Annotated in this window: 16 protein-coding genes, 1 rRNA gene and 1 pseudogene; 12 read left to right on the top strand and 6 right to left on the bottom strand. The window is 48.9% G+C overall.

Annotation, left to right across the window (positions count from 1 at the left end):
- Positions 1 to 12: 12 nt before the first annotated feature.
- From NtB2_RS07885 to NtB2_RS07840, 10 genes are all read left to right on the top strand, one after another.
- Positions 13 to 1,200 (top strand): acetate kinase, encoded by a 1,188-nt coding sequence (locus NtB2_RS07885; RefSeq protein WP_109246405.1) that lies wholly within the window; start codon positions 13 to 15, stop codon positions 1,198 to 1,200.
- 457 nt (positions 1,201 to 1,657) lie between these two features.
- Positions 1,658 to 2,374, top strand: coding sequence for a UMP kinase (pyrH, locus tag NtB2_RS07880; RefSeq protein WP_109246404.1), 717 nt, complete (start codon positions 1,658 to 1,660; stop codon positions 2,372 to 2,374).
- A gap of 23 nt (positions 2,375 to 2,397) precedes the next feature.
- Complete coding sequence (gene frr / locus NtB2_RS07875; RefSeq protein WP_109246403.1) at positions 2,398 to 2,955, top strand: ribosome recycling factor; 558 nt, start codon at positions 2,398 to 2,400, stop codon at positions 2,953 to 2,955.
- Positions 2,956 to 3,181: 226 nt separating this feature from the next.
- Positions 3,182 to 4,042, top strand: a complete 861-nt coding sequence (locus tag NtB2_RS07870; protein ID WP_109246402.1) for a CvfB family protein — start codon at positions 3,182 to 3,184, stop codon at positions 4,040 to 4,042.
- Between the two features lie 115 nt (positions 4,043 to 4,157).
- Entirely contained in the window at positions 4,158 to 4,925 is a 768-nt protein-coding gene (locus NtB2_RS07865) for a hypothetical protein (protein ID WP_109246401.1), read from the top strand.
- Between the two features lie 108 nt (positions 4,926 to 5,033).
- Positions 5,034 to 5,576 (top strand): hypothetical protein, encoded by a 543-nt coding sequence (locus NtB2_RS07860; protein WP_165814985.1) that lies wholly within the window; start codon positions 5,034 to 5,036, stop codon positions 5,574 to 5,576.
- 28 nt (positions 5,577 to 5,604) lie between these two features.
- Positions 5,605 to 6,093 carry a hypothetical protein gene (locus tag NtB2_RS07855; RefSeq protein ID WP_109246399.1) on the top strand — a complete coding sequence of 163 codons (489 nt, stop codon included), beginning with the start codon at positions 5,605 to 5,607 and terminating at the stop codon, positions 6,091 to 6,093.
- 113 nt (positions 6,094 to 6,206) lie between these two features.
- Positions 6,207 to 6,725: a peptide-methionine (S)-S-oxide reductase MsrA gene (gene msrA, locus NtB2_RS07850; RefSeq protein WP_109246398.1), complete on the top strand. Its 519-nt coding sequence runs from the start codon at positions 6,207 to 6,209 to the stop codon at positions 6,723 to 6,725.
- 6 nt (positions 6,726 to 6,731) lie between these two features.
- Complete coding sequence (locus tag NtB2_RS07845; RefSeq protein WP_109246397.1) at positions 6,732 to 6,947, top strand: YozE family protein; 216 nt, start codon at positions 6,732 to 6,734, stop codon at positions 6,945 to 6,947.
- Complete coding sequence (locus NtB2_RS07840) at positions 6,948 to 8,096, top strand: cysteine desulfurase family protein (RefSeq protein ID WP_109246396.1); 1,149 nt, start codon at positions 6,948 to 6,950, stop codon at positions 8,094 to 8,096.
- Positions 8,097 to 8,128: 32 nt separating this feature from the next.
- On the opposite strand, the gene NtB2_RS07835 is transcribed toward NtB2_RS07840, so the two are convergent.
- From NtB2_RS07835 to NtB2_RS08695, 6 genes and pseudogenes are all read right to left on the bottom strand, one after another.
- Positions 8,129 to 9,466, bottom strand: a complete 1,338-nt coding sequence (locus NtB2_RS07835; RefSeq protein WP_109246395.1) for an ABC transporter substrate-binding protein — start codon at positions 9,464 to 9,466, stop codon at positions 8,129 to 8,131.
- Complete coding sequence (locus tag NtB2_RS08765) at positions 9,463 to 9,726, bottom strand: ABC transporter permease family protein (RefSeq protein ID WP_225867066.1); 264 nt, start codon at positions 9,724 to 9,726, stop codon at positions 9,463 to 9,465. Before NtB2_RS08765 ends, NtB2_RS07835 begins: the two co-directional genes overlap by 4 nt.
- Before the next feature lie 157 nt (positions 9,727 to 9,883).
- Positions 9,884 to 10,264 (bottom strand): ABC transporter permease family protein, encoded by a 381-nt coding sequence (locus tag NtB2_RS08760; RefSeq protein WP_225867065.1) that lies wholly within the window; start codon positions 10,262 to 10,264, stop codon positions 9,884 to 9,886.
- Positions 10,261 to 11,133: a carbohydrate ABC transporter permease gene (locus NtB2_RS07825; protein ID WP_109246394.1), complete on the bottom strand. Its 873-nt coding sequence runs from the start codon at positions 11,131 to 11,133 to the stop codon at positions 10,261 to 10,263. The genes NtB2_RS08760 and NtB2_RS07825 overlap by 4 nt, the downstream gene beginning before the upstream one ends.
- Complete coding sequence (locus tag NtB2_RS08800) at positions 11,130 to 11,786, bottom strand: ABC transporter ATP-binding protein (RefSeq protein WP_201797355.1); 657 nt, start codon at positions 11,784 to 11,786, stop codon at positions 11,130 to 11,132. Before NtB2_RS08800 ends, NtB2_RS07825 begins: the two co-directional genes overlap by 4 nt.
- A gap of 6 nt (positions 11,787 to 11,792) precedes the next feature.
- Positions 11,793 to 12,217 (bottom strand): annotated as a pseudogene (locus tag NtB2_RS08695) (ABC transporter ATP-binding protein); the annotation flags it as partial.
- A 236-nt stretch (positions 12,218 to 12,453) separates the two neighbouring features.
- On the opposite strand from NtB2_RS08695, the gene NtB2_RS07815 reads away from it, so the two are divergent.
- The gene (locus tag NtB2_RS07815; protein WP_109246393.1) at positions 12,454 to 13,374 is read left to right on the top strand and encodes a LysM peptidoglycan-binding domain-containing protein; all 921 of its coding nucleotides are present in this window, start codon (positions 12,454 to 12,456) and stop codon (positions 13,372 to 13,374) included.
- A 320-nt stretch (positions 13,375 to 13,694) separates the two neighbouring features.
- Positions 13,695 to 13,813 (top strand): 16S ribosomal RNA (locus NtB2_RS07810); the annotation flags it as partial.

The raw sequence follows: 13,813 nt of genomic DNA, 5'->3' as shown, positions 1-13,813 counted from the left end.
AGGGAGATTCTCATGACTAAAACACTTGCTGTCAATGCCGGCTCATCTTCACTGAAATGGCAACTCTATGAAATGCCTGAAGAAAAGGTGATTGCCAAAGGGATTTTTGAGCGGATTGGCTTGAAAGACTCTATCGTCACCGTCAAATACAATGGCAATGAAGACACGAAGACGCTGGATGTCAACGACCACAATCAGGCGGTCAACATCTTGCTTGAAGATCTCAAGGCCTTTGGCATTGTCCAAGATTTCTCAGAAATCACAGGTGTCGGTCATCGTGTCGTTGCCGGAGGCGAGCTCTTTAAGGAATCTACCCGGGTCAATGCAGAAGTGCTCGCTCAAATTGAGAGTCTCTCTGTCCTTGCTCCTCTCCACAATCCAGCCAATGCGGCTGGTATCAAGGCCTTTCTGGAGCTCCTGCCTGATGCGACGGCTGTCGCTGTCTTTGACACAGCCTTCCACACCAGCATGCCTGAGAAAGCCTACCGTTATCCTATCCCTGCCAAGTACTATGAAGAGTACAATGTCCGCAAGTACGGTGCCCACGGAACTTCCCATATGTATGTGGCAGGCGAAGCGGCTAAAGTCCTTGGCAAACCGCTTGAAGAGCTCAAGCTCATCACAGCCCACATCGGGAACGGCGTTTCATTGACGGCTGTAGATGGTGGGAAATCTGTCGATACATCTATGGGCTTCACACCACTCGGAGGCGTCATGATGGGGACGCGGGCTGGCGAGATGGATCCTTCTGTCATCCCTTACCTGATTTCTGAGACCGACCTCGAGTCTGCACAGGACGTGATTGACATGATGAATAAGAAATCAGGTCTGTCCGGTGTCAGCGAGGTTTCTAGTGACATGCGTGACATCCAGGCAGCAAAAGAAGAAGGCAATGAGAAAGCAAAATTGGCCTTTGACATGTTTGTTGACCGGATTCAAAAATACATCGGTCAATATTTGGCGGTCTTGAACGGCGCTGATGCTATCATCTTCACAGCCGGTGTCGGCGAAAACGCCCGTCATGTACGGACGGCAATTATTGAGGGTATGTCATGGTTTGGCATGGAAATTGACCAAACTAAGAATGTTCGTGGCAACTTTGGTGTGATTTCAACAGCTGAATCTAAGGTCAAAGTCCTTGTGATTCCTACGGATGAAGAGCTTGTGATTGCCCGTGATGTGGAACGTTTGAAAGATTAAGTATGAAAGGCCTTGGGGTCTTTTTTTCTGTGCTTAGAGGCTGTTGTGTTCCGGAAATCTATCAAAGACATAGTGGGGCCGGTAGCGAAGCCTATGGCTTCCGTGCCTAGATTTGGAGACCGTTAGGGCTCCAAATCTGCCTAATTTCACTATGTTTTACCAGATTCCCTCCACTCCTAGCTTTTTCTGTATGCCAAAAGGTCCTATCTGGTATTAATAGGAGTAAGAATTGGGTGCGAGTGGAGTTACAGGCAACCCTTGGCTCTGCCCTGTAGAAAGGCAAATGATGAGACCCTAGGGCTCAGCATTTAGCAATGGAAGCCGGGACGGCTTCGCTTGCGGCCACAGTTCAGAGCCAAGGGTTGCCTGTAACGGAACGGACCAAGCTTGGCACACAGGCTTTATTTCCAACCTAAAATATGATAAAATATAGAAAATAAAATAGAATAGGTGTATTATGGCTGAACTTAAATATAAACGCGTCTTATTGAAACTCTCTGGTGAGGCACTTGCCGGCGAAAAAGGCTTTGGCTTTGACCCTAAGACAGCAGATGCTGTCGCTAAAGAACTCAAGGAAGTCCACGATCTTGGCGTAGAAGTTGCGATTGTGTGTGGTGGTGGAAATGTCTGGCGTGGCATCACCGGCGAAAAGGCCGGCATGGAACGCGCCCAAGCCGACTATATGGGGATGCTTGCAACCATTCAAAACGGTCTCTTTATCCAGGCGGCCCTTGAAAACCTCGGTGTTGACACCCGTGTCATGACAGCCATGGAAATGAAGGCCGTCGCTGAGCCTTACATCCGCCGTCGGGCAGAACGTCACCTTGAAAAAGGTCGTGTGGTCATTTTTGCGGGAGGAACAGGTTCGCCTTACTTCTCAACCGATACGACTTCAGCCCTCCGTGCGGCTGAAATCAACGCTGACGTGATTCTCATGGCTAAAAATGGTGTCGACGGTGTCTATAATGCCGATCCAAACCTGGATGAAAATGCCGTGAAATTTGAAAGCCTGACCCACATGGATGTCTTGACCAAGGGCCTCAAGGTCATGGACGGCACCGCCTCAACCATGTCTATGGACAATCACATCCCGCTCGTCGTCTTCAACATGAACGAGATGGGCAACATCAAGCGTGTCGTGATGGGTGAAAACATCGGTACAACCGTCGAGTAAGAAATAGAATTAGGAAAGATAAAATGGCAAACGAAATTACTACTACTGCAAAAGAACGTATGGACCAATCGCTGGCTAGTCTCCAACGTGAGTTGGGACAAATCCGTGCTGGCCGTGCCAACGCAAGTCTTCTTGACCGGGTGCAGGTCGAATACTACGGTGCTCCGACACCTTTGAACCAGCTCGCTTCAGTGACCATCCCTGAAGCCCGTGTCTTGCAAGTCACACCTTTTGATAAGACGATTTTGAACGACATCGAACGTGCCTTGTACGAAAGCGACCTCGGCATCACGCCGGCTAATGACGGTTCTGTCATCCGCCTCGTGATTCCGATGTTGACCGAAGAACGCCGTAAAGAGCTAGTCAAAGACATGGGCAAAGTCATCGAAGGAGCCAAGGTTGCCATCCGTAACATCCGCCGCGATGCCATGGATGCTGCTAAAAAGCAGGAAAAGAACAAGGAAATTACGGAAGACGACCTCAAGGATCTGGAAGACCAGATTCAAAAGGTGACCGACAATGCGGTGAAAGAAGCTGACCGCCTGGCTGCTGAGAAGGAAAAGGAATTGTTGGATATCTGAGCTTTGCTTGCCGTTTCGTTCCGGAAATCAGGCAAAAAACTATTGTGGGCCGCAAGCAGACGCCTACGGCGTCTCATTGCTAAATCTGAAGCCCAATGGTCTTCAGATTTGCCTTATACCACAATGTTTTTTGCCTGACTTCCTCCACTTCACTGGCGACCTAAAATCTTCAGTAATCAACGCAAAGAAAAAGGGCTCGTCTGAGTCCTTTTTAAGAAAGAAACACATGAATAATCTACTTGCAAAAACATTTGACGCTGAAATCACGTCTGAAAACGAGACTTTCTACTTTCTCCAAAAAGAGGATAACATCCTTCGCCTGAAGAAGTCAGAGGGCGAGTATGCTGTCGGCGATGTGGTCCACGGCTTTGCCTTTGAGGATAAGGAAGGCCGCATGCACTTGACGACGAATATCCCGGCAGCGACGCTTGAGACTTTTGGTTGGGCTGAGGTGGTCGATGTCCGCCGCGACCTGGGGGCTTTTGTCAATATCGGTATCCCTGAAAAAGATGTCGTCGTCTCGCTCGACGACCTGCCCCTCGAGCGTGAGGCATGGCCAAAGCCTGGTGACAAGCTCTATATCAAGCTTGAGGTCGACAATAAAGACCGGCTCTGGGGGCATCTGGCCTGGCACCAGGACTTCTGGGAGCTAGCCGGTCCTGCCTTTGACAATATGAACAACCAAGACCTCCGAGGCATCGTCTATCGGAATAAGGAGACTGGCTCCTTTGTCTATTTGCCTGACAATAACATGCTGGGATTTATTCATCCGAGCGAGCGTTTTGCTGTACCCCGTGTCGGCCAGGAAATGCAGGTTCGGGTCATCGGCTTCAGGACGCAAGACCGGATGCTCAATCTTTCGGCCAAGCCGCGTGCCTATGAAATGTTGGATGCTGATGGCCAGATGATTCTCGCCTATCTGGAGTCCATGGGCGGCAAGATGCCACTTTATGATAAGTCTTCACCTGAGGATATTAAGGCGACCTTTGGGATTTCTAAGGGGCAGTTTAAGAAGGCGCTTGGTGGTTTGATGAAGGCTGGGAAGATTAAGCAGGGGCCTGAGGGGACGGAATTGATTAAAGATTAGTCGATGAGCTCTAGTTTAGGGCTTTTTTCTTTGGTGAAAAATCGCTGTTATACTATACATAACAGTCTTGACACACAGTGTCAAGACATATTAATAGTGAGAGAAGAGAGAAACTATGGGATTATTTGACCGCTTTAAGAAAAGCGAACAGAAAGAGGTTGTTGAGGAAGAAAATTCCGTAAAAGAATTAACGGACGATGAAGCTTACGAACTAATACAAAAACAGCACCACGACCACACCGATATAGACTATAATCTATTAGGGTCATATAAGGCTTACACATACTATGGAAAAAATCTTTGGGACTTAGTTAAAATAGGGCGTGAAGATTTCACAGATAAAGAAATAGCTGATTTTCTCTCTTCTACGGTATATTGGCTACATCCCGACAATATTGAGGAGGAAAATATCGGCTGGGAAGAGTGGCTGTTTAACGAGGAGTATCACTCAGCACTATCAATCCTAGATGAAAAAATTCTAATGAATATGCTCTGGGAGCTTGGAGATTGGCTTGACGATGAGGCTCATGAACTTTTTGTTGAAATTCATAAAAACAATACAGAAATAAATTGGGAACGTTACGGTGCTTGGGATAGTACTACCTATTTTGGAAAGAACATCAAAGAGTTGCTAGATATTGCAAGGCAAGAAGACACAGAGGAAGAAATTATAGATTTCTTGGAAAACACTATTTACTGGTTGCACCCAAACATCATTGACAAAGAAGGATACGAAGGTTGGAAAACATGGGTGTTTGACCCTGACCCTATGGCTCTATCTCTATTCGAGCAGAAAATTTTGCAAAATATGCTTTGGGAACTAGGCGGGGCATACGATGACGAAATCATAACCAAAGAAGCTGATTTGCTCTACCCAGATTAGAATAAGGGAATTTTTTGAAATCAACTGAAAGAAGGATGAAAAATCAAAAATGGCTAATTTATCAGACCATTACAAAGAAATGCGAGACAACACACAGAGTTCGGTGGCGTGCTTAAAAGTGGACATGGCAAAGAATACTACTATTGGGACGGAATGTATCGCAAACAGCTTGATATAGAGCGTGCAGAGTATAAGGCGAGTCGAGATGCTAAGGATGATAAGCCGAAGACCACAATGTTTAATCAAGGCAGTGTTGTTTACCACGAGAAACAGCCCTCAATGATTATGGAGCTGGGCTGGCGATTTGGCGGAGCAGGATTTATGCACATTGTGTGGTCGCTTATCTTTCAAAGTGCGGCAGCTATACTAGGGAATATCATTGGTGCCTGGGTCTTGGTTATTCCAGCCGTTTTGGGAGGCTTGTTGCTCTTTACTTCTTCAATGCTTAGGAAATCAGGCTATGTGAGCATTTTCTTTTACTTGATTTATGGCTTATTATGTGGCGGGGCGATTAAATTTGTTGGCGTGTCGGTTTGGTACATGATAATTCTTGCTCTATTCTTTGGTTTGTCGGTCTTTTTCAAAGATAAGGGCCTGGAGAAAGCGATTGCTAATGGCTATGAAGGTGATGATGAGTATTGGAAAGATTAGTATGTGCGGATAGAAAGGAAAAAGTGGTGTGACAACAACAAAGAAAATTATTCTGATTGTCGGCCTTGTGGTTGCTCTTTTTGCGATTGTAGGGAAGTTGACGGCTGGCGGAGGAAATAAGAGCGATACTAAGAGTGTTGGCAAAGCAGTCGATGTCAGCAAACTCTATCCTGGTGCGACGACGTCCGGAGATTATGTCGTCTCTGGCGATAAAGCCTATCCTATCAACTATGAAACGCTAGCAGACACGCAAGTAGAGAAAGCGGGATCTTTTGATGCTTTTGTCATCTATAAAAAAGATTGTAAGGTGTGTCAAAAGGATATGCCTATCATTGAGAGCGACAATAGCGAGTTAGAGCAAGCTGGAAAGTTCGAGTATCGTGACGACCAAGCCAAACTCGTTCAGCTGTTGGGTTCTTCTCAAGCCTATGAGAATATCGCTAAGTATCGCTTTCCTGTGTTTATCAACGTGTCGCCTCAGCGAACGGTAGCTGTCGCTAGCAACCCTTTGCCATAGAGTTTCTAAGATAGCAGAGTGCTACATAATTAAGCCGAAAAACTGAAAAGCCGCACAAGCGGCTTTTCCTATGCTATAATAAAAAGGCAAAAATTAAGAAATCAGGTATAAATATGGCAACAGAAAAAGCAATCTTCGCTGGCGGATGTTTTTGGTGTATGGTAGAGCCCTTTGAGAAGCAAGAGGGGATTTTAACGGTGACCTCTGGCTATACGGGCGGTCATATGGATAATCCGACCTACGAGCAGGTGAAGGCCCATCTGACCGGTCACACTGAAGCAGTCGAGATTCTTTTTGACAACGAAAAGGTCAGCTATGAAAGTCTTCTTCGGCTCTACTGGCAGTCGACCGACCCGACCGATGCCTTTGGCCAGTTTGAAGATCGTGGCGACAACTATCGTCCCGTGATTTTCTATACGAGCGAAGCGCAAAAAGAGGCTGCCGAAAAGAGTAAGGCCGAGCTTCAAGCGACCGGCATCTTTGACAAGGACATCGTCACAGCCATCGAGCCTGCGGTGACCTTCTGGCCTGCCGAAGAAGAGCACCAGGAGTTCTACAAAAAAGAGCCTGACCACTATCAGGAAGAAATCCAGGCTCGCCGTGCCTTTATCCTTTCACACTGGGAGCAGTAAGCTGATATGAGACAACCCTTTTATACCTACCTGATGCGATTCCGGGCCCCAAAAGAGCTGGACGATGCGACGAGACTCGCCAATCTGGCCTTTGGCGACAGTCTCTTCCCCCGCCAGTCTCGAGACTTTGATGAGATTTCCAGCTATCTCGAGACCCAGGCCCCTTTTTACTTTAACCTGACCTTGTTCGATGAGATTTGGCAGGATTATTTGGAGAATTAAATGATTTACTTTGACAATAGTGCGACGACGGCCATCTATCCTGAGGCCCTCCGCACTTATACGGATGTATCGACCAAGATTATGGGCAATCCCTCGAGCCTTCACGGTCTGGGGACGACAGCGACCCGCTTGCTTGAAGCCTCTCGCAAGCAGATGGCTGAGCTCCTCGGCATCAAGCCCCACGAACTCTTCTTTACCAGCGGTGGCACTGAGTCTGACAACTGGATTCTCAAGGGCGTGGCCTTTGAAAAACGGCATTTTGGCAATCATATCATCGTGTCTTCTGTCGAGCACCCTGCTGTGAAAAATACGGCCGAATGGCTGGCGACCCAAGGCTTTGACGTCGACTACGCACCGGTCGACAGCCGGGGCTTTGTCCGTCTCGACAAGCTGTCTGCCCTCCTGCGTGAAGACACGATTTTAGTCTCTGTGATGGCGGTCAATAATGAAATCGGAGCCATCCAGCCCATCCGAGAAATCTCTGAACTCCTGGCAGACAAGGCGACCATCAGCTTCCACGTGGACGCAGTCCAGGCCGTCGGGAAAATGCCAGTTGAAGACTTCCTGACCGAACGAGTCGACTTTGCCAGCTTCTCAGCCCATAAATTCCACGGCCCACGTGGTGTCGGCATGGCTTATATCAAGTCCGGCAAACGATTGACGCCCCTCCTCCACGGCGGTGGCCAGGAAAACAATCTCCGTTCGACCACAGAAAACTTACCAGCCATTGCCTCCGCAGCCAAGGCTCTCCGCCTGACCCTGACCGATAGCGAAGAAAAAGCCCAGCACGTCAGCCGGATGAAGCAAATCCTCCTTGACGAAATCAGCAAATATGAGAAGGTCACGGTCTTTTCAGGCACGGGAGGCTTCATTCCCAATATCCTGACCTTCGGAATCCGCGGTGTCCGAGGCGAAGTCGTCGTCCACGCCTTTGAAGAGCACGACATCTATATCTCGACGACCTCTGCCTGCTCTTCTAAGAAGAATGCCGCCGCAAGCACGCTAACGGCCATGAACGTCAAGGGCAGCCTTGCGACCTCGGCCGTCCGCATCAGCCTGGACTTCAAGAATAGCATGGCAGAAATCGAGAGCTTCCTGACCATTTTCCGCCAGGTCTATGCCCAGCTGGAAAAAGTTTCATCTCATTAATAAAAAAGTAGCCCATCAGATGGACTGCTTTTTTATTTTTCCTTGGCCCGCTCGGCGAGCTTGAGCTCACGGCTGATGTCGTTAGTCGCCTTGTCTAGGCTTTCTTTGACATCTGCCCCGTTGAAAATGGCAGACTCGGCCGTCTCAAGTTGTTGCCTCATGTAGAGGTATTTGGTTGAGAAGATGCCGGAGTTGGCAGGGACATCCTTGGCATCACGCAACTGCTTGAGGGCATCAATCAGCTGGGGATGCTCGCTGTAGCTCTTCTTTATGACCGGCTCATCATAGGCTTTTTTGTTAATCGAATAGTAGCCCGTCCCGACAGACCAGTCGGCCTGGGCCTTTGGCGAAGCCATGTATTTGAGGAAATCCCAGGCCCCATTTTCCTTAGCTTTTGGCCGGTTCACGCCGACGTGGAGGTTGGCTCCACCAATCTGTGTGCCAACCGGGCTCTTGTCCTCAGGGTGGGGAATGGCGATAATGCCCAGCTCGTAATTGACTGCCTTAAAAAGCTGGGCAGAGTAAGCGGACGTCGCCAGCATCAGGCCGATGTCGCCCTTGATAAAGGAAGCAACCATGGTAGATTCGTCAGTCCCGAAGTTGGTCGCAGCTCCTTCCTCGATGCTCTTTTGCTTCCAGTTGAGGTAGTCGACGGCGGATTGATTATTGGTCAGAGCCTCATCAGGTGTGCCTTCCTGGCCGTTGCTCTTGTTGAGACTGATGGCATTTTGATTGGCGACCAACTGCTCGTAAACCCAGCTGTAGGACTGGGCCCCGATGGCTGTTGCCTTGCTTCCCTTTTCCTTGAGCTTCTTGCCAAAATCTGAAACCTCCTCAAAGGTTTCTGGCGTCTTCTCAATGCCGACGGACTTTAAGAGGTCTTTGTTGACATACATGACCATGGTCGAGGTGTTAAATGGCATAGATTGTTGACGGCCGTTGAGGCTGTAGTAGTTGGCGATTCGGGGTTCGAGTTGCGACTTGTCATAGCCTTCTGCATCTATAAAATCCTGGACGGGCTTATAGGCCTTGGCATCCCGCATGGTCTGGGTCCCGGCCTCGATGACCTGGACGATGTCAGGCGAGGAGGTCGTCCCAGAAACGCTTAGATACTTGGCCAGTGTGTCCTCGTAAGAGCCCTGGTAGTCAGGAATGACGAAGTACTTGTCCTGGCTCTGGTTGTAGTCGTTGATAACCTTTTTCAGGGCCTGGAATCTCTGACCGCTCATGGCGTGCCAGAAGTGGATGATGGTCTTGTTGCCAGTCGTTCCGCTAGAGGCCCTGGCCATCTGAAAGAAAAAACCAAAGATGAGCGGGATAATCAGGGAGGAAATTAAGATTTTGACGATGTTTTTAGATTTTAATCTCATTTCACAGCCCCCTCAGCAAGGCCTTCTTGCAGGCGATTTTGACTAAAATAAAGCAGTAAAAGTGTCGGCAGGATAATCAGGATGGCCGCCGCCATAATCGTCCCCCACTGGGCAATGCTCTCCGAGGCCTGGAGCTGGCGGAGGCCGATTTGCACCGTTCTCACGCTATTATTGGTCGAAATTAAGAGGGGCCAGAGATACATGTTCCAGGCAGCGAGAAAGAGGTAGATGGCCAGTGTCGTCAGGCTCTTCTTAGACATCGGCATGATGACCCGGCTGTAAACTTATAGTGGCTGATGCCGGTGACCATGGCCGCTTCCTGGAGCTCGCCAGGAATCTGCTTGAAGGTCTGCCTGAGAAAGAAGATGGAAAAGGCAGAAGCAATCAGTGGCAGGCCCATGCCCAGATAGTTGTCAATCAGGCCGACCGACTTGATGCTGGCAAAGTTGGAGACGAAAATCGACTCAAAGGGACCATCAGTGTGGCCAGAAAGACCGAGAACCACCAGGCCTTGCTCCGAAATTCGATGAAGACAAAGGCGTAGGCGGCGAGCGATGAGACAAGGAGCTGTGCCGCCACCAGAAAGACACTGATAACCAGGCTGTTAATCATAAAGGTCAGCAGATTGGCTTGACTAAAGGCCAGGAAGTAATTTTGCAGGGTAAAGAGGGAAAAGTCGATGCCCTTGGCTGTAAAGCTGGCGTTATCGATCAGACTGACAATGAGGGCGATGACCAGAGGCGTGAGCACGATAAGACTGCCCAAGACCAAGAGGAAATATTTGACGAAAGCTTTCATTGATAGTGGACCTTTCTTGAGCTGAAATGGCTTTGGAGGAGGGTGACGACAAGGACTAGTAAGAAGAGAATGACGGCTCCTGCACTGGCCCGGCCTTGATTGTAGTTGAGAAAGGCATCCTGATAGATCTGATAGGTCAAGAGTGATGTGGCATTACTCGGCCCTCCCTTGGTCAGGAGATCGATTTGTCCAAAGACCTGAAAGGCCTGGATCACAGAGATGGTAAGGACAAAGTAGAGACTGGGGCTGATCATCGGCAGGGTAATCCGGCGAAACTCGGTCCACTTCTTGACACCGGCAATCCGGCTGGCCTCATAGAGGCTCGGGTCGACCCCCTGCATGCCACCGAGGAGAATCAGATAGGCAAAGCCAGTATTCATCCAGATGGTTGCAATCGCAATGGCGATTAAAGCCAGGCTGGGCGTGGTCAGCCAACCGACGGCCGGAAGATTGAGGCCGGAGAGGACGCTGTTAATCAGGCCTTTAGGATTGAAGATAAAGAGCCAAAAGATCGAGCCCGCCGCCACAGAAACACCCATACTAGAGGAGAAAATCGTCCGAAAGAGCTGGACGCCCTTGAAATGCTCGAGGGTCAGATAGGCTAGGCCTAGTGAGAGCAAGAGGGTGACCGGGACGATGATGAGGACGAAAATCAGGGTTGCCCAAAAGCCGGTCTGAAAGACGGACGACTCAAAGAGGCGGATGTAGTTGCCAAGGCCGTCAAAGACGGAACGGTGGCCGGCCACATCGGTTAAAAAGAGGCTGGTATAAATCGTGTTAAAAAGCGGGAGAAAGACAAAGATGAGAAAGAGTAGCGAGCTTGGCAGGAGGAAGAGGCTGGCTGTCTTGAGGTTGTTTGCCTTGTTCATGAGGTCTCCTTGCTGTCAAATTCTAGGCGGGCTTCGCTTTCGACATCAAAATAATGGAGTTTGGATTGCTTGGCGATGAGGTAGATGGTCTCGCCGGGCTCCATCATCAGCTGGCCTTGTAGTTTGGCCCGGAAGCTTTGGGCGTCAATGTTAAGGGTGACCAGAGTTTCACTCCCCAGCTGTTCGACATTGAGAACCTGTCCGATGAGATTGGCTAGGTCTTTGTCTTGCGTCAAGCTCAGGTGTTCAGGGCGGACGGCCAAGTAGAGCTCCTGAGCCGATAGCTTATTGGCGGGCTTTCCAAAGACAATGCTCATGTCATGGTTGTTGAGCTGATTGCCATTGACGACCAGCCTGAAGACGTTTATTTTTGGCGTGCCAATAAACGAGGCGACAAAGAGGTTTTTTGGCTTGTTGTAGAGCTCGAGTGGCTGGCCAATTTGTTGGATTTCCCCTTCGTTGAGCAGGGCAATCCGGTCGCCCATGGTCATGGCCTCGGTCTGGTCGTGGGTCACATAGACGATGGTGGTATGGAGCTCTCTTTGGAGCTGTTTGATTTGGGTCCGCATGCTCTCACGGAGTTTGGCGTCGAGATTGGACAGGGGCTCGTCCATCAACATGATGGGTTGCTTACTGGCAATGGCCCGGGCCAATGCGACCCGTTGGCGTTGCCCGCCTGATAGCTTTTTGGGCGGCGGTCAAGATAGGCCTCGAGATTGGTGAGGGAGACGGCCTCCTTGAGGCGCTGTTTCTGCTCGCTTTCTGAAATCTTCTTATCTGAAAGGCCGAAAAGGATGTTTTCTCTGACATCCATGTGGGGAAAGAGGGCGTAGCTCTGAAAGACCATGGAAAGGCCTCGCTTTTCAGGGGCTGATGACGTCAAATCCTTGCCGAAAAACTTGATTTTTCCAGATGTTACCTCTTCGAGGCCGGCAATGAGCCGTAAAATTGTGGACTTCCCGCTCCCGCTAGGACCGACTAGGATAAAGAATTCATTTTCCTGGATGTCTAGGCTAATATTTTCAAGGACGCTGACCTTGTTTTCAAAGTCTTTTGAGACCTGCTCGAGTTGAATGCTTGCCATAAAACCTCACTTTCTTTTATGCCTTCATTATAAAATGAATGGGTCGTCCTGAACGTAAAGATTAGATAAATAGTAGGTAAACAGGAGGTAAAAGGAGTGATTTTTTCTTAGAAATCAGTCGGAATTGCCTCGGGACTCATAAAAAATAATAAAAAGTTGCAGAAAAGACTTGAATAAGAAAATAAAAGATGTTAAGATAAAATTAGATTTACATAATATAAAAGGGAAAAGCGACTATGAAATTAAAACATAAATTAGCACTAGGAGGCTCTATCGTAGCAATCTCCGCCCTTGCCGGCGTCAAGGCACAGGCGATGAGCGTACAAGACTTGGCCGATGCGGCGACACCGGTGGCCAATGAATACGGCCTCTACCCATCAGTTATGATTGCCCAGGGTATCCTTGAGTCAAGTAACGGCCAGAGTACCCTTGCGACCCAATACAACAACATCTTCGGCGTGAAATATACGTCAGGCACGCCAGTAAACATGATGACCAAAGAGTTTCTCGACGGTCAAATGCAAGATGTCGTCCAGCCCTTCCAGGTCTATAGTTCGTTGACGGAAGCCTGCGTGGCACAAGCTTCACTGATTCGTGGCAATAGCCTTTATTCAGGAGCTTGGCGTGAAAACACGACATCATACGTCGATGCGACAGCTTGGCTGGAGGGGCGCTATGCGACTGATCCAAGCTATGCTTCTAAGCTCAACGCCATCATTGCTGAATATGGCCTGACAGCCTATGATGGGGCAGGCTATGCGACGCCAGTAGCGACAGCGGCGACAGAAACAACGGCTACGACAGGCTACACAGCCACAGCTGGCCAGACCTATACGATTAAAGAAGGCGACAGCTTAACGGCGATTGCCGCTGCCTATGACACGACCGTTGAAAATCTGATGGCTATCAATAGCTTAAGCGACGCCAACAGCATTGTTGTCGGCGAAAGCATTACGATTTCGACAGGGGCCAGCCAGGTCGCGACCACTGACACTAGCGGACAGGCGACTGTGGCGACTTCAAGCTATACTGTTCAGCCAGGGGACACGTTGACCGCTGTTGCCGCTGCTTATGGCACGACCCCATCAGCTATCATGGCGATGAATGGTATTTCAGATGCCAATAGCATCATGCCGGGTCAAACATTGAATGTATAAAAAATTTTTTTATTACGCAAAAAGCCCGCCCCACGGGCTTTTTGCTTGCTAAAAACGAACCATCACAAACTTTTTCAAAAAAATCGCACTTTATTCTTGACAAAAGAAAAGAGGTTTGATAGAATATAATAGTTGTCGCAAGAGAGCGGCACACAAGCCCCTTGAAAACTGAATAAAGAAGAATGACTCATGTGATAGACGAAAGTTTATCAAACAACTGTCAATTCAATAATGAAAGACATAAAAGATTTGTCCATTATTCCTAAGTGCTAAAGCACTAAGGATAATGGCAAAACAAAGCCAGTTCATAACAATGAACTTTTAACGAGAGTTTGATCCTGGCTCAGGACGAACGCTGGCGGCGTGCCTAATACATGCAAGTGGAACGCTTCAAACTACACCGTGCTTGCACATCGTAGTTTGAAGAGTCGCGAACGGG

The sequence above is a fragment of the Lactococcus termiticola genome (assembly GCF_003116835.1).
Taxonomy (GTDB): domain Bacteria; phylum Bacillota; class Bacilli; order Lactobacillales; family Streptococcaceae; genus Lactococcus; species Lactococcus termiticola.
Note: the sequence above shows the minus strand (reverse complement) of the source record. Positions and strands in the feature narration are given on the sequence as shown.

Bases quoted from the DNA above. Each gene is read 5' to 3' on its own strand.
- NtB2_RS07885 (WP_109246405.1), top strand. From the start codon at position 13: ATGACTAAAACACTTGCTGTCAATGCCGGCTCATCTTCACTGAAATGG.
- pyrH (WP_109246404.1), top strand. From the start codon at position 1,658: ATGGCTGAACTTAAATATAAACGCGTCTTATTGAAACTCTCTGGTGAG.
- frr (WP_109246403.1), top strand. From the start codon at position 2,398: ATGGCAAACGAAATTACTACTACTGCAAAAGAACGTATGGACCAATCG.
- NtB2_RS07870 (WP_109246402.1), top strand. From the start codon at position 3,182: ATGAATAATCTACTTGCAAAAACATTTGACGCTGAAATCACGTCTGAA.
- NtB2_RS07865 (WP_109246401.1), top strand. From the start codon at position 4,158: ATGGGATTATTTGACCGCTTTAAGAAAAGCGAACAGAAAGAGGTTGTT.
- msrA (WP_109246398.1), top strand. From the start codon at position 6,207: ATGGCAACAGAAAAAGCAATCTTCGCTGGCGGATGTTTTTGGTGTATG.
- NtB2_RS07845 (WP_109246397.1), top strand. From the start codon at position 6,732: ATGAGACAACCCTTTTATACCTACCTGATGCGATTCCGGGCCCCAAAA.
- NtB2_RS07840 (WP_109246396.1), top strand. From the start codon at position 6,948: ATGATTTACTTTGACAATAGTGCGACGACGGCCATCTATCCTGAGGCC.
- NtB2_RS07835 (WP_109246395.1), bottom strand. From the start codon at position 9,466: ATGAGATTAAAATCTAAAAACATCGTCAAAATCTTAATTTCCTCCCTG.
- NtB2_RS08765 (WP_225867066.1), bottom strand. From the start codon at position 9,726: ATGTCTAAGAAGAGCCTGACGACACTGGCCATCTACCTCTTTCTCGCT.
- NtB2_RS08760 (WP_225867065.1), bottom strand. From the start codon at position 10,264: ATGAAAGCTTTCGTCAAATATTTCCTCTTGGTCTTGGGCAGTCTTATC.
- NtB2_RS07825 (WP_109246394.1), bottom strand. From the start codon at position 11,133: ATGAACAAGGCAAACAACCTCAAGACAGCCAGCCTCTTCCTCCTGCCA.
- NtB2_RS07815 (WP_109246393.1), top strand. From the start codon at position 12,454: ATGAAATTAAAACATAAATTAGCACTAGGAGGCTCTATCGTAGCAATC.